Here is a 20,176-nt window from a genome sequence, read left to right as displayed (position 1 = left end):
AAGAGAGGGTGGGCGCCAAGATCGAGGGCGGCCACCATCCGCGTAGAGCCTGCCGCCTAGTCTGCGGCTTCGGCCAGGCCATCATTGGGCAATCCCTCGATCGGGCATTCGGCCGTGCCGAGCGTCGGGCGCGTCAACGCTTCGGCGCGCGCCCGCGCGGCCTCGGGGTCCGTCACCCATTCGCGGTAGAAATCGAAGGGGCAGACGGCGAGGCCCGGCTCATTCTCTCTAGAATTGACCATGCCCGTATAGCCGCGATGCAGAAGCTTGAAGAGATGGTTCTGGGACTGCATGTTCCGCCGCGCATCGCGGATGAGAAACTTGGAGAGCGCGGCATATTGGATGCCGTATTCCTCCTCGCCACATTCGCCGAGCGTGCGGCCATCGAAGCCGATGATGGCGGAATGTCCGAAATAGGAATAGACGCCATCGAAGCCCGTCGCATTGGCAACCGCGACATAAACGTTGTTCGCCCAGGCCATGCTTTTGGCCATCAGCACCTGCTGTTCCTTGGCCGGATACATATAGCCCTGGCAGCGGATGATGAGCTCGGCCCCCTTCATCGCACAATCCCGCCAGATCTCGGGGTAGTTGCCGTCATCGCAGATGATGAGGCTGATCTTCATGCCCTTGGGCCCGACGGAGACATGCGTCTGCCCGCCCGGATACCAGCCCTCGATCGGCACCCAGGGCATGATCTTGCGATACTTCTGCACGATCTCGCCCTGATCGTTGATGAGGACGAGCGTGTTATAGGGCACCTTGCGCGGGTGCTCCTCATGCCGCTCGCCGGTGATGGAAAAGACGCCCCAGACCTTCGCTTCCCGGCAGGCGGCGGCGAAAATATCGGTCTCCTCGCCCGGCACGCTCGCCGCCGTTTCCATCATCTCGCCCGGGTCGTACATGATCCCTTGCGTCGAATATTCGGGAAAGACGACGAGGTCGAGCCCCGGCAGGCCGAGCTTCATGCCGGGGATCATGGAAGCGATACGCCGGGCATTCTCGAGAACCTCTGCCTTGGTATGCAGGCGGGGCATCTTGTAGTTGACGACCGCGACGCCGACGGTATCGGCGCTCGCGGAGATATCTCCATGCAGCATCTTGCGTCCTTTCGGGGAAAGATACCCGGATGACGGATCATCCGGGCGGGCGAAGCCGAGTTCCGGTCAGCGATGCAGATCGGCTGGCGTGCCGAAGGAGAGCACCGGATCGGCATGCGGCTTCTTGCACTGGTCATGGCAGGCGGCATCGAGGGAGCAGCAGAGCGAGCAGATATTGCCCTGGTGGAAGGGGCAGCCGGTCATGTCCATCGACTCGTATTCGAAACCGCAGGAGACGCAGCTCAGCGTGTCGTGCTTGACGCCGGCATGATAGTTCGGATCACGCGCGACGTAATACTTACCCTTGGTGAGAATGGCGATGATGGGCGAGAGAACGAAGGAGAGCCCGAGCGCGATGAAGGCGGAGTAGGCAGCGGCATAGGCGCCGAAGACATGGAAGAAGGCGAGCACGGCAATGATCGAGGCGATGACCATCGATCCGAATCCGACCGGGTTGAAGTTGTAGAGATGCGCCCGCTTGAACTCGACATAGGACGGGCTCAGCTTGAGGATCGGCTTGTTGATGACGAGATCGGCCGTCACCGCGCCGATCCAGGCGACCGCGACGTTGGAATAGAAGCCGAGGATGTGCCCGAGGATCGAGAACATGTTCAGCTCCATCATCGTCAGCGAGATGCCGACGTTGAAGAAGATGTAGACGACACGGCCGGGATGCACATGCAAGAGGCGCGAGAAGAAGTTGGACCAGGAGAGCGAGCCGGAATAGGCGTTGGTAACGTTGATCTTGATTTGCGAGAGGATGACGAAGAAGGTTGCGACCGTCAGCGCCGCGAAGCCCGCGCCGAAGATATAGGTGAAGCCCGCATGATACATCTGGATGGGCTCGTTGGCGGCGGCGAGCGGCGTGCCGTGGGCGACGGCGACGGAAGCGAAGAAGGAACCCATGAGCTGCTTCAGCGCGCCGAGGATAACCCAGCCAGGGCCGGCGCCGAGCACGGCGAGCCACCAGCCGAAGGAGCTTTTCTTCGTCTTGTCCGGCATGAAGCGAAGATAATCCGCCTGTTCGCCGATCTGGGCGATGAGCGACAGCGCGATACCCGCGGCCGAACCGAAGAGCAGCGGGTTGAAGCCCGCGCCGCTCGGCGATGATCCGGCAAAGCTCGCCCAGTTGGAGAGCGCGTGCGGATCGGCGATCAGCACCGCGACCGGCGGCGAGAAGAGCAGCAGCAGCCAGATCGGCTGTGTCCAGACCTGCAGCTTCGAAAGCAGCGTCATCCCGAAGGCGACCAGCGGGATAATGATGAGCGAGCCGAGGGCATAGCCGATCGGCAGCGGAATGCCGAAGTAGAGCTTGAAGGCCTGCGCCATGATGGAGCCTTCGAGCGCGAAGAAGATGAAGGTGAAGGAAGCGTAGATGACCGAGGTGATGGTGGAGCCGAGATAGCCGAAGCCGGCGCCGCGGGTCAGCAAGTCAACGTCCACATTGTAGCGCGCGCAGTAATAGGCGATCGGGATGCCGGTGAGGAAGATGATGACGGCGGCCGCGATGATGCCCCAGAAGGCATTGGCAAAGCCGAACTGCACGGCGAGCGAGCCGCCGATCGCCTGGTCGGCGAGATAGGCGATACCGCCGAGGGCCGCGGAAAACACCGCATATTGCGACCAGGTACGAAAACTCTTCGGTGCATAGCGCAGCGAATAGTCTTCGAAGACCGGGTTGGCGACGAGCCTGTTGAATTTCCGCCGGGGCGTGCCCGCGGCACCTCCCGGCTGCGCAGTAACGGACATCGATGACCTCCTCTGCAATGGGGCGGCCCGACCGGGTATCGGTCTTCGCCGGTTCGCAGCGGGCATCTGATCAGAGAAGGGTGCGCGGTTTGAATCCGTCACTCCGCCCCGCGCATAAGGAGAACTGCGTATGCCGTCTCCCCTCGGGCAGGCTGCTGGCGCCGCGGCCGCGCCGCGCTTGCGCAGTCACGGCAGCCAAGCAGCACCGGATCGCCCGTTGTCGGAGGTCGCGCAACCCCCGAAAGAGACCCGCATCCGCGATCGGGCAGGGTGATCCTGCCCGCCGGCGTCAGGCGCCGTCGGCGCGCAGCCGTTCGGCGAGCGTGAGCAGGATCGCCGCCGTCGCCCCCCAGATCTGGTGCTCCTCATGCGGCCAGACCCAATCCTCCCGCGTCTCGCCGCTGGCGAGGCGGATGCGCCGCGGGCTCGGGTGGCGCAGATCGAGCAGAACGGCAAGCGGCAGGCTAAGGATCGCCGCCACCTCCATCGCATCGGCGCGCAGGCCGAGCCCGGGCGGCAGTAGCCCGACCACGGGGGTGACGATAAAGCCCGTGCCGGTCGCCCGGCGCGGCAGTCGGCCGATCACCTCCACGCGGTCGGGGTCGAGCCCGACCTCTTCCCAGGCCTCGCGCAGCGCCGCCGCTTCCGGACTCGGGTCCTCGGGCTCGATCCGTCCGCCGGGGAAGCTCACCTGGCCGCCGTGATGGCGGAGATGGTCCGCCCGGCGGGTCAGCAGGATGCGGGGCTCCGCCTCCAGGATGATCGGCACCAGCACCGCCGCCTGGCGCCCGCCCGTGGTCTCTGCCGCCCCGCCGTCTCGTCCGCGCCCTTGCGCGCCGGGGCCCGCCAAAGCGCGGCGCAGGAGCGCGGCCCACGCCTCCGCCCCACGCGCCGCTGGCGGCCGCTCGTGCTGCTCCACCGCGCGCGTCACGATTCGTCTTTGGGCATCTCTCCGAGCGGGAAGAAGACGCCGCTGCTCCAGAGGCCGAGCATCATCCGGCCACGCACCATCTGCGGCTCGGCGAGGGCTGCCAACTCGTAGAAGACCGGCCGGCTGATCCGCGCCTCGATGGGGAACTCGCCCTCGCCCGCGCGCAGCCGGACATAGGGCTTGGGCTCCTTCGCCGCGCCATCCATGAAGCGCAGCGGATGATCGAGGTCGAGCGTCACGATCTCGTCGGTATTGGTGCGGAAGGTGATCACCTGCGCGCTCTCGGCGCCCGTCCAGTTCATCTCGACGACCACGAAGGGCGCATCCTCCACCACGATACGCCCGCGCTCGGCCGGGGTTTCGAGCCAGAAGCTGCCATCGCCCTCCCGCCGCAGAACGCTCGCGAAGAGGCAGACGAGCTCCTTGCGGCCGATCACGGTGCCTTTGTAGAGCCAGGTGCCATCCCGCTTGATGATGAAGGGCAGGTCGCCGCATTCCGCCGGGCGCCGCCCGCCCGCCGCCATCGGCCGCGGCCGGCGTCCCGCGCCCATCACCTCCGCCCCGCTTCCGCCCGCCATCGGCATCACCGCCGCCGCCGGCGCCACTTGGTTCCGATCCTCACCAGCCACAGCCTCGACCCTCTATCCAAACCTGCCCGGGTGCCGCGCCATTGCAGGCCACCCCTGCTGCCCACACTTTCCTGAGCCGACTTTCATCTCTCCATCAAGTATAGGTAGGGTGATCCGCCCGACAGGTTCCCCGCCGCATAATGGGCTCTTCGCTTAGGAATGCCATGCCTTTTGAAATGGGACGACCCGGCCACCACGGCAATGCGCCCGACGAGATTTTGGCGCGCGCCGAAAGGCTCGCCACACGTCTGGCGGCGCTGCGCGGCGAAATCCGGCGGATCATCTTCGGCCAGGACGAGGTGGTGGAGCAGGCGCTGGCCGGGCTGTTTTCCGGCGGGCACGTGCTGCTGGTCGGCGTTCCCGGCCTCGGCAAGACGCGCCTCGTCGATACCCTCGGCCGCACCCTCGGCCTCGAAACCCGGCGGGTGCAATTCACCCCCGATCTGATGCCGGCCGATATCCTCGGCAGCGAGGTGCTGGACGAGGTGGGCGAGGGCGGCCGCCGCGCCTTCCGCTTCATCCCCGGGCCGGTCTTCTGCCAGCTGCTGATGGCTGATGAGATCAACCGCGCGAGCCCGCGAACGCAATCGGCGCTGCTGCAGGCGATGCAGGAAGGCCATGTCGCGGTCGCCGGGCACGATCGGCCACTGCCACGCCCCTTCCATGTGCTGGCGACACAGAACCCGATCGAGCAGGAAGGCACCTATCCGCTGCCGGAGGCGCAGCTTGATCGCTTCCTGCTGCAGATCGACCTCACCTATCCCGCCCGGGCGGAGGAGCGGGCGATGCTGCTCGCCACCACCGGGGCGCAGGCGGCGGAGGCCGAGGCGGTACTGAGCCCCGGCGATCTCGCGGAAGCGCAAGACCTCGTGCGGCGGATGCCGATCGGCAATCAGGTGGTCGATGCCATCCTCACCCTGGTGCGGGAGGGGCGGCCGGACGGCTCCTCCCTGGCCCTCGTGCGCGATCACGTCGCCTGGGGGCCCGGGCCGCGCGCCGCCCAGGCGCTGATGCTGGCGACGCGCGCGCGCGCCCTGCTCGACGGCCGTCTCGCCCCGAGCCTCGACGATGTCGCGGCCCTTGCCCCGCCTGTCCTGCGCCACCGCATGGCGCTCTCCTTCGGCGCGCGGGCAGAGGGCGTCACCCTGCCCGCGATCATCGCCGCGATGGTCGCTCGCATTGGCGGCTGAGGGCGGCCCAGGCACGGCGGCGCTGGCGGCCGAGGCGCTTGGCGAGCGGCTGCCGCCCCTGCTGCTCGCCGCCGAACGGGTGGCGGCTTCCGTCGCCCAAGGGGTGCATGGCCGCCGCCGCACCGGCCGCGGCGACAGCTTCTGGCAATACCGCCCCTTCGTGCAGGGCGATGCCGCCCAACGCATCGACTGGCGGCAGAGCGCACGGTCCGACCGGTTCTTCGTGCGCGAGACGGAGTGGGAAGCGGCGCAGACCGCCTATCTCTGGGTCGCCGATGGCGAGGCGATGCGCTGGCATTCGCGCGGCCAGGCACCGAAGCGGGACCGCGCGGTGCTGCTCGCTCTGGCGCTCGCCGCCCTCATGCTGCGCGGGGGCGAGCATGTCCGTCTGCTCGGCGCGCCGCCGCATCCCGCGATGGGCCGCGCCGCCCTGCCGGCGATCGCGCATCTGCTCGCAGCGAGCAGCGGGGAGGCGAGCCTGCCGCCCCTCACCCGCCTGCCGCGCCATGCCCATCTCATCCTGATCGGCGACTTCCTGGAGCCGCTGCCGGCGCTGCGCGCCGCCGTGCAGGGCTTCGCGGGGCTGCCGGTCTCCGGCCATATCCTGCAGGTGCTGGACCCGGCGGAGGTCGATCTGCCCTTCCGCGGCCGCGTGCGCTTCGAAGGGCTCGGCCGGCTGCTCCGCGGGGCGGAGTTCCTGGCGCCGAAAGTGGAGGAGATCCGCAGCGCCTATCAGGCGCGGCTCGCGGATCAGATCGCCGGCCTCGGCGCCATCGCCCGCGCCGCCGGCTGGTCCGCCGCCCTGCATCGCACCGATCATAGCCCCGCCGCCGCCCTTCTCGCCCTCTACGAGGCGCTCGCCCCGCAATGATCCTGGCCGCGCCCTGGCTGCTTCTCGGCCTGCTCGCCCTGCCGCTGCTCTGGTGGCTGGTGCGGGCGAGTCCGCCCGCCCCGCGCCGGCAGAGCTTCCCGGCGCTGCATCTGCTGATGGGGCTGGAGGCCCGCAGCGAATCGCCCGAGCGCACGCCGCCGTGGCTGCTGCTGCTGCGGCTGCTGGCGCTCGCCTGCCTCATCCTCGGCTTCGCCAATCCGATCCTGCATCCGGCGCGCGGCACCGCCGGGCGCGGCCCGCTGCTGCTCGTGCTCGACGATAGCTGGAGCACGGCGCCGGACTGGGCGGCCCGCGCCGCCGCCGCCCATGATGCGATCGTCACCGCCGGGCGGCAGGGCCGGGCGGTCGCCCTGCTACCCACCGCGCCGAGCGCCGATGGCCACCCGCCCGCGATCCAGGGACCGATGCCGGCGGCGGCGGCGGCGGCGCGGCTCGCCGCCCTCGCCCCCCTGCCCTGGCCGCCGGATCGCGCGGCCGATCGCCGCGCGCTCGCCGGCTGGCACGCGCCGGGGACCGCGCTGCTCTTCATCGATGACGGGCTGCGCGCCGGGCCGGGCGAGGCGCCCTTCCGCGCCGCTCTGGCCGCCAGCGCCCGCGCCGCGGGCGGCACGGTTACCGATCTGCGGGCGGCCGCGCCGCCGCTCCTCCTGCGGCCGCCGGCGCTCGTCGATGGCCGGCTTGATCTTCATATCGAAACCCTGCCGCTCGGCCGCCCGCGCCGCCTCACGCTGCTCGCCGAAGGGGCGGATGGGCGGGTGCTCGGCAGCGTCGGCGCGACCATCGCTGCCGGCGCGGCCAAGGCGGCGGCGCGGCTCGCCCTGCCGGTCGCGCTCGCCAATACCGTCACCACCCTGCGCCTCGCCGGCGATCCGGGCGCCGGCCGCACCTTCCTGATGGATGGCGAATGGCGGCGGCGCGTGGTCGGCCTTGTCTCCGCCGCGGGCCCTGCCGCCGATGCGCCGCTGGTGGGGCCGCTCTATTACCTCAACCGCGCCCTCGGCCCCGATGTCGATCTCCGCCACGGCAGCCTGGCCGCGGTGCTGGCCCAGCCGCTCTCCGCTCTGATCCTGAGCGACCAGCCGCTGCCGGCAGGGGCGGAGCAGGACGCCGTGCGCCGCTTCGTGGAGCGCGGCGGCCTGCTCATCCGCTTCGCCGGGCCGCGCATGGCCGAAACGCCGGACCCGCTGCTGCCCGTGCGGCTCCTGGCGCAGGACCGGTCGCTCGGTGGCGCGCTCTCCTGGAACCAGCCCGAGCCGCTGGCCCCCTTCCCGCCCGAAAGCCCCTTCGCCGGCCTCGCGGTGCCGGCGGATGTCACCGTCAAGCGGCAGTTGCTCGCCGATCCTGCCTCCCTCGGAGGTGCGGCCATCTGGGCCAGCCTGCGGGATGGCACGCCCCTCGTCTCCTCCGCGCCGCTCGGGCGCGGGCGTATCGTGCTGTTCCACGTCACGGCGGATGCGGATTGGTCGAGCCTGCCGCTCTCCGGCCTCTTTCCAGCGATGCTCGATCGGCTCATCCGCCTCTCCAGCGGGCTTGCGCTGAGCGACGGCACGGCACGGCTGCCGCCGCTCTCCCTGCTCGACGGCTATGGCAGCCTCAACCCCCCAGCCGGCGCCGCAAGCCCGCTGGCGGCGGCGGATTTCGCCCATGCCGTCATCGGGCCGCGGCATCCGCCGGGCTTCTATGGGCGGGCGGAGGATCGTCGCGCGCTGAACCTCGGCAGCCTGCTGCCGCCGCTCGAGGCGGCGCCGCCGGTCAGCGGCGCGCGGGTGGAGGCCATTGGCGCCGGAATGCGGGAGCGGGCGCTCGGCCCCGATCTCGTGGCCGCCGCGCTCATCCTGCTTCTGCTCGATCTCGCGGCGAGCCTGCTGCTGCGTGGCGCGCTCCGCCGCCCGGCCGGGCGCGGCCCGCTCGGCGCGCCAAAGCGCCCGCCGCTCGCCCTCCTCGCGCTCTGCCTCGGGCTTGGCGCCGCCGCCGCGGTGCCGGCCGGCCGGGCGCATGCCGCGCAGCGCGCCGTGCCGCGGGCGGCGCTGCAAACCACGCTCGCCTATGTCGTCACCGGCAATGGCGCGGTCGATCAGCTCTCCCGCGATGGCCTCGCGAGCCTCGCCAATTTCGTCACCAGCCGTTCGGCCGCGATCCTCGGCCCGCCGGTCGGCGTCGTGCCCGGCAAGGACGATCTCAGCTTCTACCCGCTGCTCTACTGGCCGGTGATCCCGGGCGACGCGCCGCTCGGCGCCGCCGCGATCGCCGCGCTCAACAGCTTCATGGCCAATGGCGGCATCCTGCTGATCGACACCGAGGGGAATGACAGCGGCGACGCCGGCACCGGGGCGGGGTTACAGCCGGGGGCCGAGGCAGCGCTGCGCCAGGCGGTGCAGGGGCTGGAGGTGCCGCCGCTCGCCCCGCTCGATACGCGGCACGTCCTCTCGCATAGCTTCTACCTGCTGCGCAGCTTCCCGGGCCGCTATGTCGGCGCGCCGGTCTGGGTCGCGCGCAACCCGGAGGCCGGCAACGACGATGTGAGCCCGATCATCATCGGCGCGAACGACTGGGTGGCCGCCTGGGACATGGCATCTGACGGCACCTTCCCCTACGGCACCCTGCCGGGCGGGGACGAGCAGCGGCTCTACGCCTACCGCTTCGGCATGAACCTCGTGATGTATGCGCTGACCGGCACCTATAAGGCGGACCAGGTGCATGTGCCGGCGATCCTGCAGCGAATGGGCCAGTGATGGGCACCGCCAGCATCGTGACCGGCCTGCAATGGGCGCCGGCCCTTCCGCCCTGGCTGCTCGCCACCCTCGGCCTCGCCGGCCTGCTGCTCGTCGCCATCGGCTTCCTGCGCCGGGTGCCGGGGCGGTGGTGGCGGCTGCTGCTGCTCGGCCTGCTGCTCGGCTGGCTCGCAGGGCCGACGCTGGTGCGTCAGCACTGGCAGGGCCGGCCGGATATCGCGCTTCTCGTCGTCGATCATAGCGGCTCCACCAGCATCCGGGGCCGCGCCGGGATCGAGGATGCCGCCCGGGCCCGCCTGGCGCGGGAGGCCGCCGCCATCCCCGGCCTGCAGCTTCGCACCATCACCCTGCCCGAGCAGGGGGCGGACGGCACCCGCCTCTTCGCGGCGACGGAGCGCGCGCTCGCCGATATCCCGCCCGAGCAGCTTGCCGGCGTCATCGCGCTGAGCGATGGCGAGATCGCCGATGTGCCGGCCAAGCCCGGCTTCACCGCGCCCTTCCACCTGCTCATCCCGGCACGCGGAGAGGAGACCGACCGGCGGCTCCGCCTGCTCGCTGCCCCGCGCTATGGCGTCGTCGGCCACACGGCCGAAATCCGCTACGTCGTCGAGGATCTCGGCCCGGCGCCGCCGGGCGGCGAGGCTTCGGTGACCATCCGGCGGGATGGCCGGACGATCGCCGAGGCGGAGGTGCCGGTGGGAGCGCCGCAGAGCATCACCGTGCCGATCACGCGGGAGGGCCCGTCCGTCATCGTGCTCAGCGCCTCGACCCTGCCGGGCGAGGCATCCCGCATCAACAACCAGCAGATCGTGACCATCAACGGCGTGCGGGATCGGCTGCGGGTGCTGCTCATCTCGGGCCAGCCGGACCCAGGGGAGCGGGCCTGGCGGCGGCTGCTGAAATCCGACCCGGCGGTCGATCTCGTGCATTTCACCATCCTGCGGCCGCCCGAGAAGGACGATCTGACGCCGCTTAACCAGCTGGCGTTGATCGCCTTCCCCGAGCAGGAGCTGTTCGAGCAGAAGATCAAGGATTTCGACCTGATCATTCTGGACCGGTTCCAGAACCAGGGCATCCTGCCGAATACCTATCTCGCCAATATCGCCCGCTACGTGCGGGCGGGCGGCGCGCTGCTGCTGGAGGCCGGGCCGGAATTCGCGGGCCCTGGCTCTCTCGCCCGCTCCCCGCTCGCCGCCATCCTGCCGGCCCAGCCGGTGGGCGGGGCGGCGGCCAATACCGGCATCGGCTTCCCCGACCAGCCGCAGGCCGAGGCGCAGCTCACCTCCGGCAATGGCATCACCATCGCCCCCTTCCGCCCGGCGCTGACCGCGCTCGGCCTGCGCGACCCGGTGACCGCGGCGCTGCCCGGCGCGGGGAGCAGCGCCACCCCCGGCTGGGGGCGTTGGTATCGGCTCATCGATGTCGGGCAGAGCACGGGCCAGGTACTGATGAAAGGGGCCGAAGGGCGCCCGCTCCTTATCCTCAACCGGGTGGGCAAGGGGCGGGTCGGCCTTCTGCTCTCGGACCAGATCTGGCTCTGGGCGCGCGGCCATGATGGCGGCGGCCCGCAGGCGGAGCTGCTGCGGCGGCTGGCCCATTGGCTGATGAAGGAGCCCGCGCTCGACGAGAACCGGCTGACCGCGACGATCGTGGCGGATCGGCTGATGATCGACCATCGCCAGCTGGCGGCCGGGCCGCCGCCGCGGGTGACCGTGACGGACCCATCTGGCGCCTCCCATGCCTATGACTTGCAGCAGGCGGCCCCCGGCGAGGCGACACTCAGCCTGCCGCTGACGGAGCCCGGGCTCTGGACTGTGACGGACGGCACCCATACCGCCTATGCCGCCTCCGATACCGCCGATCCGCCGGAATGGCGGGATCTGCGGGCGACGGCGAGCAAGGCGGCGCCGGTCATCGCGGCGACCCATGGCAGCGCGCATTTTCTGCTGGCCGGCGGCACACCGGCCCTGCGGCTGGTCGGGCCCGGCGCAGTCGCCGGCGGGCCGGGCTGGATCGGCCTTCGTCGCAACGACGCGCATGTGACGACGGGGATCTCCCTCACCCCGCTGATGCCCGGCTGGGCGGCGCTGCCGCTGCTCATGCTGGTGCTGCTGATCGCCTGGCGGCGCGAGAGCCGCGGCTAGAGCGCGGGCGCTTGGCCCCTTGTCCGAACGAGGCAGTCAGGCTCGGCGGAGTTCGCCCACCTTCCGCAGCGTCGGCAAGGCAGGGTCGCCCTTGGCTGATCAAGCATGACTTTCGGCCACATCTGTGATAGGTGGATCCTCCATGACAATATCCGCCGATCCCGATGCTGGCTGCTGCCGCCTGCTTCCCGATCGACCGAACTCACCCGGCGCTTGCATAGCCTGAGCGTTGCGCCCCGCGGGGCGTGATAGGCACGGAGCTTGCGCGAGCGGCCGGGTTTTCCTGTGACATTATTCGCGGAAGGCTTTGCCCATGACTGTCTCTTCTCCCGACGCATCCGGATCCATGATGCTGGAGGATGATGCCGCCGCCCCCGCCAAAGCGGCCAAGCCGGCGCCGAGCGGCAAGGCCGAAGCCTTCGCCGAGGGCGATTACGTGGTTTACCCGACGCATGGCGTCGGCAAGGTCGAGCGGATCGCGGTGGAAGAGATCGCCGGCCATAAGCTCGAGCTGATCCACATCACCTTCGAGGAAAACCGTATGACGCTGCGGGTGCCGGTCGCCAAGGCCCGCACCGCGGGGCTGCGCAAGCTCGCCACCCGCAAGCTGTTCGACGATGCGCTGAACGTGCTGCGCGGGCGGGCGCGCATCAAGCGGACCATGTGGTCCCGCCGCGCGCAGGAATACGAGGCGAAGATCAATTCCGGCGATCCGCTGGCGATTGCCGAGGTGGTGCGCGATCTGCACCGCAATTCCGGCCAGCCGGACCAGAGCTTCAGCGAGCGGCAGATCTACGAGGCGGCGATGGACCGCCTGGCAGCCGAACTCGCGGCGCTGGATCGGACGGACAAGGCGACCGCGGCGGCCAAGCTGAACGACTTCCTCAAGACGCTCTGACACGCCGGACGAGGCTGCCGGCGGCAGAGATAGGGCATGAAAAAGGGCGGGGAGCTTGCGCTCCCCGCCCTTGCCGCATCCGCAGAGGCGGCCACTCTCTCAGTTGCTGTTCCGGTTGCCCAGGATCTGCAGCATCATCAGGAAGAGGTTGATGAAGTTGAGGTAGAGGTTCAGCGCGTCATAGACGCTGCGCTTGGCCGCCATCTCCTGATCATAGGCATAGCCGTACTGGATATAGTCGCTCTTGATCCGCTGCGTATCGTAGGCGGTGAGGCCGGTGAAGACCAGCACGCCGATGATGCTGATGCCGAGTTGCAGCGCGCTCGACTGCACGAAGAAGTTCACCACCGCGGCGATGATAATGCCGAAGAGGCCCATCATCATGAAGCTGCCGAGGCCGGTCAGGTCGCGCTTGGTGAGATAGCCCCAGGCGCTGGTGGCGGCGAAGGTCGCGGCGCAGATGAAGAAGACGGTGACGATCGAGGTCTGCGTAAAGACCAGGAAGATATTCGTCAGGCTCGCGCCCATCACCGCCGCGAAGACCCAGAAGAGCGCCTGGGCGGCGGTGCGGGAGAGGCGGTTGACCCCGAAGCTCAGCACCATGACGAAGGCAAGCGGCGCGAGCATGAGGACATAAGCGAGGGCGGAGGGCTTATGCACCAGGAAGCCCTGGGCGCTCTGCACCGTCGGGTAGAGGATGTTGATCGCATCCGTGCTGGCGATGCCGAAGGCGACGATGCCCGTCAGCAGCAGGCCGGAGGCCATCCAGTTGAAGACTCGCAGCATATAGGCGCGCAGCCCGGCATCGACGACCGCCGCTGGCGCCGCGACGGAAGCACCGCGGTAGGTTCGAAAGTCAGGACCATAAGCCATTGTCGGAAAATCCTTGCATAGACCGTGAAAACGGCTTGCCCCTATTCTGGCGGCTTCTTTGCTTGGATCAAGCTAAATCCATCATACATTTTCGCAACAATTGGGGCGGCTGAAAATCCCGCCCGGCAAGGCTGCTTCGGCCTTGCCGCCTTGGCTCCGCCCTCAGCCGGAGGCATTCGCCTTGAAACGGGCGAGTTGCTGGTGCATCGCGTCGATCAACGGCTGGATCTTGCCGCCATGCTGGGAGATGACCCCGGCATAATCGTTACGCTCGGTGATGCGCAGGCTCGTTCCCTCGGCCAGGATATCGACGATCTTGGGCTGCCCCGCGACATCGCCGACGACCCATTGCACCGTCGCCGTCGGTTTGCCCGGAACGCTCACCAGGGTATCGACGACGACGCCGGCTGCCTGCGCCTGCGCCTGCCCCATCTTGAAGCTCGCCCCCTGGAAGCCGCTCGCCTGCGCCGCCACGGCATAGACCAGCAACTGGCGGAAGGTCGCCATATAATCAGCCCGCTGCGCCGGCGTCGCTACCCGCCAGAAACGGCCGAGGACGAAGCGCGCCACCCCGTCCACATCGACATTGGCATCGACCAGCTGGCGGAGCTGGGCCTGCTTCTGAGCATTGGCCTGGGAGGAATTGACGACCTGAAGAAGGTTGGTTGCGGTGGACTTGATGAGATCCCGCGCGGCCGCGACATCCGCAGCCTTGGCGGGTGCGGCACCGCCGAGCGCGATGGCAAGAGCCAGGACCGGAGCCAAGGCGGCGAACAGGCGTCGTCGAATGAACATCGTCGTCTCCACGTACTTCAGGTCTCTCTGGTCTCAGTCTGGCTTACGGCTGAGCCGGTTTCGTGATGGTCTGCGGGGCGCCAAGGGCGGGGCTCGCCAGCTGGGTCTGCGCGGCGGGTGCGGGCGTGGGGCGCGGGAACCAATCCGGCACCGTCGCGCGGTTATCGTCCCGCGCCGCCTGGATCGCCGCTTCACGGTGCTGCCGATACAAGCTGCGGAAGGTCGCGTACGGGTCAAGCGCCATGCGCTTCACTTCGTCGATCGGCTTGATCAATTCCGCGCGGGTATTGACGATGGTGAGGCCGGTGCGGGCATAGCCGAGATCGGAGACCACAGCGCCCTGGCCCACCCAGAAGAAGGGATCGGAGACGATGCCGACGCCGAAGCCCGCGGCATCGCGCGGATCGGAGGGGCCGAGCACCGGCAGGTAGAGGAATGGCCCCGAGCCCACGCCCCAGAGCGCCAGGGTGATGCCGAAATCGGCCTCGTGATCGGGGTAGCCGAAGCCTGTCGCGAAATCGAAGATGCCGCCAACGCCGAGGGTCGAGTTGATCAGGAAGCGCATCAGGCTATCGCCGGCGCGGCGGGATTTGGCTTCCAGAATGTCGTTGAGGAAAACGACCGGGGTGTGGAGATTCGAGAGCGCATCGCCGATGTGGTTGCGCACCATGCGCGGCACCACGGCCTTGTAGCCCTCTGCCACCGGCTTCATCGCATAGGTGTCGAGCGCGTTGTTGAAGGCGTAGAGCTTGCGGTTGAGCGGCTCCAGCGGATCGTCGTTCTGCTTGTAGGCGGCAAGCGCCTCGGGGTCGGAAGCCGGCGGCCTGGTGGCGCAGCCGGCGAGGCCGATCATGGCGCACGCTGCCAGCAACCCGACGGCCCAGATCCTCGATGTCACGCGGCGATTCCCTTGCACTGCCATACTCCGTTTGCGCCGCCCAGAGAGCCCGCGCTACGAGACCTAACTCAAAATGCGCGGGATGCAAGCCCGATGCGGCACTGCGCAACGGCGCCCCCGGCCGCAGGGCGGCCATGCGGCAGGCCCGCACTGCCGGCCATCGCCAGATCATCCCGCTGGGGCTTCACCCTCCCGCACTTGCGCCGGCTGCGCTAGGATGCCACGGAAAGGGCGCGGCTCTACCCCTGCCACGCCCGCCCGGCCCGCCATAGACGCCGCCTCTCCCTGTCACGCCCGCACCGCCACGAGTTCCCGACCGATGAACCTGCCCCTCACCCCGCACAGCCCCCTGCTTGGCCAGCCGGCCCTCGAACGCTGGCTGAGCGGGCCGCGCTTCGCGGCCCTGCCGCAGCCGGACGGCGCAAGCCCGGCGCCCGCCCTCTCCTTCGAGTTCTTCCCACCCAAGACCGAGGCGCTGGAAACCCAGCTCTGGTCGTGCATCCGGCGGCTGGAAACGCTCAGCCCCCGCTTCGTCTCCGTCACCTACGGCGCCGGCGGCAGCACCCGGGAACGCACGCACGCAACTGTGATCCGCCTGGTCCGGGAGACCGCCCTCGTCCCCGCAGCCCACCTCACCTGCATGGGGGCGAGCCGGGGCGAGATCGACGAGATCGCCGCGCGCTATTGGGAAGGCGGCGTGCGCCACATCGTGGCGCTGCGCGGCGATCTGCCCCCGGGCGTCGAGGATGTCGGGGCGGATGGCTATCGGAGCGCCTTCGAACTCGTCGAGGGGCTGCGCCGGGTGGCGGATTTCGAAATCAGCGTCGCCGCCTATCCGGAAGTGCATCCCAAAGCCGCCTCGCCGGAAGCCGATCTCGACAATCTCAAGCGCAAGCTCGATGCCGGGGCGACGCGCGCCATCACCCAGACCTTCTTCGATAGCGCGACCTATCTTCGCTTCCTCGATCGGGCGCTCGCCGCCGGCATCACCGCGCCGATCGTGCCCGGCATTCTGCCGGTGACGAATTATGCCCAGGCCGTGAAGTTCAGCCAGCTCGCTGGCACTATCATTCCCGGCTGGATGGCGCATCTCTTCGAGGGGCTGGACGAAGACCCCGAAACCCGGCGCATGGTCTCCCTCGTCATCGCCGCCGAGCAGGTGCGCCTGCTGCAGGCGAACGGCGTTGACGAATTCCATTTCTACACGCTGAACCGCCCCGATCTCACCTATGCCATCGCCCATCTCCTGGGCGTGCGGCCCAAGGCGGCGCCTGCCGGAACGACGACGGAGAGCCTGCCGGCGTGAGTGACTATCTCGCCCGGCTGAACGCCGAGCAGCGCGCGGCGGTGGAAACGGTGGATGGCCCGCTCTTGGTGCTGGCCGGAGCCGGCACCGGCAAGACCCGCGTGCTCACCACCCGCTTCGCGCATATCCTGATGTCCGGCCGGGCAGGGCCGGGCCAGGTGCTCGCCGTCACCTTCACCAACAAGGCGGCGCGGGAGATGCAAGGGCGCATCGGCGCCATCCTCGGCCGGCCGGCGGAAGGCCTCTGGCTCGGCACCTTCCACGCCCTCTGCGCCCGCATCCTCCGCCGCCACGCGGCGCTCGCCGGGCTCGAGCCCAATTTCTCCATCCTCGATGCGGATGATCAGCTGCGGCTGCTCAAGCAGCTCATGCAAGCCGAGGGCGTGGATATCAAGCGCTGGCAGCCGCAGGGGCTGATGGCGATCATCCAGCGCTGGAAGGATCGCGGGCTGACGCCCGAGCGTATCACCCCGGCGGAAGCGAGCGATTTCGCCGCGGGCCGCGCCGAGACGCTCTATGCCGCCTACCAGGCGCAGCTCCGCCGCTTCAACGCCGCCGATTTCGGCGATCTGCTGCTGCACGTGACGGAGATCTTCCGCACCCAGCCGGAGGTGCTGGAGCGCTACCATCGGATGTTCCGCTACATCCTGGTGGACGAGTATCAGGATACCAACCTCGTCCAGTATCTCTGGCTGCGGCTGCTCGCCCAGGCGCATAAGAACATCTGCTGCGTCGGCGACGACGACCAGTCGATCTATTCCTGGCGCGGCGCCGAGGTCGAGAACATCCTCCGCTTCGAGAAGGATTTCCCCGGCGCGCGCATCGTGCGGCTGGAAGCGAACTACCGTTCGACCAAGCAGATCCTCGCCGCCGCCGCCACTCTCATCGCGCGGAACGAGGGGCGGCTCGGCAAGACCTTGCGGCCCGGCCGCCAGGACGCCAATGGCGAGCCGGTCGAGGTCGTCGCGCTCTGGGATTCGGACGAGGAGGCGCGCATGGTGGGCGGCCGGATCGAGGCCTTGCGGCGTGACGGCCACAGCCTGGCGGAGATCGCCGTTCTGGTGCGCGCGGGCTTTCAGACCCGCGCCTTCGAGGAGCGGCTCATCACCCTCGGCATCCCCTATCGCATCCTCGGCGGCCAGCGCTTCTACGAGCGCGCGGAAATCCGCGACGCCATCGCCTATCTGCGGCTCATCGCCCAGCCGGCGGATGATCTCGCCTTCGAGCGGATCGTCAACCTTCCCCGCCGGGGCGTGGGCGAGGCGGCACTCCGCACGCTTCATAGCCATGCCCGGACGCATGCGGTGCCGCTGATGGCGGCGACGGCGCGACTGCTCGAAAACGGCACGCTCAAGGGCCGCGTGCGGGAAAGCCTCTCCGAGCTGCTGCACGGCTTCGCCTCCTGGCGCGAGGTGCTGGCGCGGGATGGGCATGTCGTCGCCGCCGCCACCATGCTGGACGAGAGCGGCTACACCGCCATGTGGCAGGCCGATAAATCGCCCGAGGCTCCCGGCCGGCTCGACAACCTCAAGGAACTGCTGCGAGCGCTCGCCGATTTCGAGAGCCTGGCCGGCTTCCTCGATCACGTGGCGCTCGTCATGGAGAACGAGGAGAGCAGCGAGACCGACCGGGTGAGCCTGATGACGCTGCATGGCGCCAAGGGCCTGGAGTTCGACACGGTCTTCCTGCCCGGCTGGGAGGAAGGGCTGTTCCCAAGCCAGCGCTCGATGGACGAGAACGGGCTCAAGGGCCTGGAGGAGGAGCGGCGGCTCGCCTATGTCGGCATCACCCGCGCGCGGCTGCGGGCGATCATCAGCCATGCCGCCAACCGCCGGATCTATGCCAATTGGCAGCCGAGCGTGCCGAGCCGCTTCATCGAGGAACTGCCGCCCGAGCATATCACCCAGAGCGGTGCCGCGCGCGAGGAGCGCCAGCAAAGGCTCACTGCCGCCCCGGTCTTTGCCGGTGCCTTCGGCCTCACCGCGGCGCGGCCGCGGCCGCAGCCCGGCACCTGGGAGCAGCCGGCGCGCCAGCCGCGGCGGGAGCGCATTCCCGTCGGCGCCCGCGTCTTTCATCAGAAATTCGGCTACGGCACAGTGCTCGCGGTCGATGAGGACCGGCTCGACATCGCTTTCGAGCAGAGTGGAGAGAAGCGCGTGCTTGATACCTTCGTGGAACCCGCCTGATGGCCCGCCGCGCGACGCCGCTCGAAACCGTCTCGCTCCTGGTGCCGGAGGAAGCGCTCCCCTTCTACGAGCAGGCGCTGCTCTCGGTCTGCCCGACCGTCGGCTTCTTCCGCGACGAGGATGAGGGGCCGTGGCGGCTCGAAGCCGTCAAGCCGATGGGCGAAGGGGATGCCGAACTCGCAACCGCGCTGATGCTGGCCGGCGCGCTCTCCGGCTATGAGGTGGCGGCCGAGCACCGCCCGACCGAGGCGGAAGGCTGGCTTGCCCGCAATCTCGAGGAATTCCCCGAGCAGTTGATCGGCCGCCGCTTTGCGGTGCGCGGCACGCATGAGACAGCACCGTCGCGCGCCGGCCGGCTGACGCTGACCGTCGATGCCGGGCTCGCTTTCGGCAGTGGCGAACACGGCTCGACCCGCGGCTGTCTCCGCGCCCTCGAAGCGATCGCCCACACGAGGCCCCGCCACATCCTCGATCTCGGCACCGGCTCGGGCATTCTCGCCATGGCGGCGGCCAAGCTCCTCAAGCGGCCGGTCCTCGCGACCGATATCGATCCCTGGTCGGTTCGGGTCACAGCACAGAACGCAGCGCTCAACGCGGTCGCCCGGCTGGTGCGGCCGAGCCTTGCCGATGGCTGGAAGACCCGCGCTTCCCGCGCCGGAGCGCCGTACGATCTCGTCTTCGCCAATATCCTCGCCCGTCCGCTCTGCGCCATGGCGCGCCCGCTTTCGCTCCATCTGCGCCCGGGAGGACATGCCATCCTTGCCGGGCTGCTCGCGAGCCAGGAACGCATGGTGCTCGCAGCCCATCGGCGGCAAGGCCTGGTGCTGGAGCGGCGCTTCCCGGAAGGCCAATGGAGCGCGCTGCTGCTGCGCAAGCCCGGGGCATGAGCCCGCTGCCGGGCCATGGCCGCTACGATTACACCGCGATCACCGCGCGGGCGGATTACCATTGGCCGGGGGAACGGCGCCTCGCCGTCTATCTCGGCCTCAACCTCGAACACTTCGCCTTCGGCGAGGGGTTGGGCGCCGAACTCGCCCCCGGCGGCCCGCAGCCGGATGTGCTGAACTATGCCTGGCGGGATTACGGCAACCGCGTCGGCGTCTGGCGAATGCTGCAACTCCTCACTGGGCTGCATCTGCCGAGCACCGTGCTGCTCAACACCAGCCTCTACGACTATTGCCCCGAAGTCGTCGCCGCGTTCCGCGCCCGGGGGGACGAGATCGCCGGCCACGGCCGCAGCAATGCCGAGCGGCAGAGCGTGCTGAGCGAGGCCGAGGAAGCGAGGCTCATCGCCGAGACGACGGAGGCAATCCGCCGCCACGAAGGCCATGCGCCGGCCGGCTGGCTCAGCCCCTGGATCGCCGAAAGCCGGGTGACGCCCGATCTGCTGGCGGAAGCCGGCTACAGCTATACGCTTAATTGGTGCCATGACGATCAACCGACATGGCTGCGCACGCGAAGCGGCCAACCGCTGCTCGCGATCCCTTATCCACAGGAGGTGAACGACATTCCGGCGATCGCCGTGCGGCGCATGGGTGCGGCGGAGTTCGCCGATATGATCGTCGATCAGTTCAACGAGATGCTGGAACAGTCGGTCGAGCAGCCGTTGGTCATGGGGATCGCGCTGCACCCCTATATCGTCGGCCAGCCCCACCGGCTGCGGCATCTGCGCCGCGCCCTCGCCCATATCGCCCATCCGCGCGACCGGGTGTGGCTGACGACGGCGGGTGCCATCGCCCGGCATGCCGCCCCCTTGCTGCCACCGCCCGCTGCCGATGGCAGCCGCTGATCCGCAGCGGCCGATCGGGGTGCCGCCGGCGGCCATGGTCCGAGAGCGAGAGCCATGCCCTCGC

16 protein-coding genes are annotated in these 20,176 nt (G+C 69.2%); 9 read left to right on the top strand and 7 right to left on the bottom strand.

The genetic code is table 11. The features are described from left to right. Positions 1-56: 56 nt before the first annotated feature. The 4 genes from ACYQ7X_RS05010 to ACYQ7X_RS04995 all read right to left on the bottom strand — a co-directional run bounded on the left by ACYQ7X_RS05010 (position 57) and on the right by ACYQ7X_RS04995 (position 4,385). On the bottom strand, positions 57-1,100 hold the full coding sequence (locus ACYQ7X_RS05010) for an aliphatic amidase (protein WP_459695754.1): 1,044 nt from the start codon (positions 1,098-1,100) through the stop codon (positions 57-59). A gap of 66 nt (positions 1,101-1,166) precedes the next feature. Next, on the bottom strand, positions 1,167-2,849 hold the full coding sequence (locus ACYQ7X_RS05005) for a purine-cytosine permease family protein (RefSeq protein WP_459695753.1): 1,683 nt from the start codon (positions 2,847-2,849) through the stop codon (positions 1,167-1,169). 289 nt (positions 2,850-3,138) lie between these two features. Continuing rightward, positions 3,139-3,780, bottom strand: coding sequence for a CoA pyrophosphatase (locus tag ACYQ7X_RS05000; RefSeq protein ID WP_459695752.1), 642 nt, complete (start codon positions 3,778-3,780; stop codon positions 3,139-3,141). Further along, positions 3,777-4,385, bottom strand: coding sequence for a DUF1285 domain-containing protein (locus tag ACYQ7X_RS04995; RefSeq protein ID WP_459695751.1), 609 nt, complete (start codon positions 4,383-4,385; stop codon positions 3,777-3,779). The genes ACYQ7X_RS05000 and ACYQ7X_RS04995 overlap by 4 nt, the downstream gene beginning before the upstream one ends. A 188-nt stretch (positions 4,386-4,573) precedes the next feature. On the opposite strand from ACYQ7X_RS04995, the gene ACYQ7X_RS04990 reads away from it, so the two are divergent. The 5 genes from ACYQ7X_RS04990 (at position 4,574) to ACYQ7X_RS04970 (ending at position 12,265) form a co-directional block, all read left to right on the top strand. Further along, entirely contained in the window at positions 4,574-5,599 is a 1,026-nt protein-coding gene (locus tag ACYQ7X_RS04990; protein WP_459695750.1) for an AAA family ATPase, read from the top strand. Beyond that, positions 5,589-6,470 (top strand): DUF58 domain-containing protein, encoded by an 882-nt coding sequence (locus tag ACYQ7X_RS04985; RefSeq protein ID WP_459695749.1) that lies wholly within the window; start codon positions 5,589-5,591, stop codon positions 6,468-6,470. The genes ACYQ7X_RS04990 and ACYQ7X_RS04985 overlap by 11 nt, the downstream gene beginning before the upstream one ends. Beyond that, on the top strand, positions 6,467-9,223 hold the full coding sequence (locus tag ACYQ7X_RS04980; RefSeq protein WP_459695748.1) for a DUF4159 domain-containing protein: 2,757 nt from the start codon (positions 6,467-6,469) through the stop codon (positions 9,221-9,223). Before ACYQ7X_RS04985 ends, ACYQ7X_RS04980 begins: the two co-directional genes overlap by 4 nt. Beyond that, positions 9,223-11,367: a hypothetical protein gene (locus tag ACYQ7X_RS04975; protein WP_459695747.1), complete on the top strand. Its 2,145-nt coding sequence runs from the start codon at positions 9,223-9,225 to the stop codon at positions 11,365-11,367. Before ACYQ7X_RS04980 ends, ACYQ7X_RS04975 begins: the two co-directional genes overlap by 1 nt. Before the next feature lie 346 nt (positions 11,368-11,713). After that, positions 11,714-12,265 (top strand): CarD family transcriptional regulator, encoded by a 552-nt coding sequence (locus tag ACYQ7X_RS04970; protein ID WP_459695746.1) that lies wholly within the window; start codon positions 11,714-11,716, stop codon positions 12,263-12,265. 99 nt (positions 12,266-12,364) lie between these two features. On the opposite strand, the gene ACYQ7X_RS04965 is transcribed toward ACYQ7X_RS04970, so the two are convergent. The 3 genes from ACYQ7X_RS04965 to ACYQ7X_RS04955 all read right to left on the bottom strand — a co-directional run bounded on the left by ACYQ7X_RS04965 (position 12,365) and on the right by ACYQ7X_RS04955 (position 14,831). Beyond that, positions 12,365-13,138 carry a Bax inhibitor-1/YccA family protein gene (locus tag ACYQ7X_RS04965; RefSeq protein ID WP_459695745.1) on the bottom strand — a complete coding sequence of 258 codons (774 nt, stop codon included), beginning with the start codon at positions 13,136-13,138 and terminating at the stop codon, positions 12,365-12,367. A 162-nt stretch (positions 13,139-13,300) separates the two neighbouring features. Further along, on the bottom strand, positions 13,301-13,933 hold the full coding sequence (locus ACYQ7X_RS04960; RefSeq protein WP_459695744.1) for an MlaC/ttg2D family ABC transporter substrate-binding protein: 633 nt from the start codon (positions 13,931-13,933) through the stop codon (positions 13,301-13,303). A gap of 43 nt (positions 13,934-13,976) precedes the next feature. Continuing rightward, entirely contained in the window at positions 13,977-14,831 is an 855-nt protein-coding gene (locus ACYQ7X_RS04955; RefSeq protein ID WP_459695743.1) for an MlaA family lipoprotein, read from the bottom strand. 319 nt (positions 14,832-15,150) lie between these two features. Between ACYQ7X_RS04955 and metF the strand changes: the two genes are divergently transcribed. Genes metF through ACYQ7X_RS04935 form a run of 4 tightly spaced genes read left to right on the top strand, consistent with a single transcriptional unit; the run spans position 15,151 to position 20,112 of the window. Continuing rightward, positions 15,151-16,137: a methylenetetrahydrofolate reductase [NAD(P)H] gene (metF, locus tag ACYQ7X_RS04950; protein WP_459695742.1), complete on the top strand. Its 987-nt coding sequence runs from the start codon at positions 15,151-15,153 to the stop codon at positions 16,135-16,137. Further along, positions 16,134-18,323 carry an ATP-dependent helicase gene (locus tag ACYQ7X_RS04945; RefSeq protein WP_459695741.1) on the top strand — a complete coding sequence of 730 codons (2,190 nt, stop codon included), beginning with the start codon at positions 16,134-16,136 and terminating at the stop codon, positions 18,321-18,323. The genes metF and ACYQ7X_RS04945 overlap by 4 nt, the downstream gene beginning before the upstream one ends. Beyond that, entirely contained in the window at positions 18,323-19,210 is an 888-nt protein-coding gene (locus tag ACYQ7X_RS04940; protein WP_459695739.1) for a 50S ribosomal protein L11 methyltransferase, read from the top strand. The genes ACYQ7X_RS04945 and ACYQ7X_RS04940 overlap by 1 nt, the downstream gene beginning before the upstream one ends. Next, complete coding sequence (locus ACYQ7X_RS04935; RefSeq protein ID WP_459695738.1) at positions 19,207-20,112, top strand: polysaccharide deacetylase family protein; 906 nt, start codon at positions 19,207-19,209, stop codon at positions 20,110-20,112. Before ACYQ7X_RS04940 ends, ACYQ7X_RS04935 begins: the two co-directional genes overlap by 4 nt. Positions 20,113-20,176: the final 64 nt, after the last annotated feature.

The organism is Acidisoma sp. C75 (genome assembly GCF_054665095.1).
The sequence above is the reverse complement of the archived record's forward strand: the minus strand, read 5'-3'. Positions and strand labels throughout refer to the sequence as shown.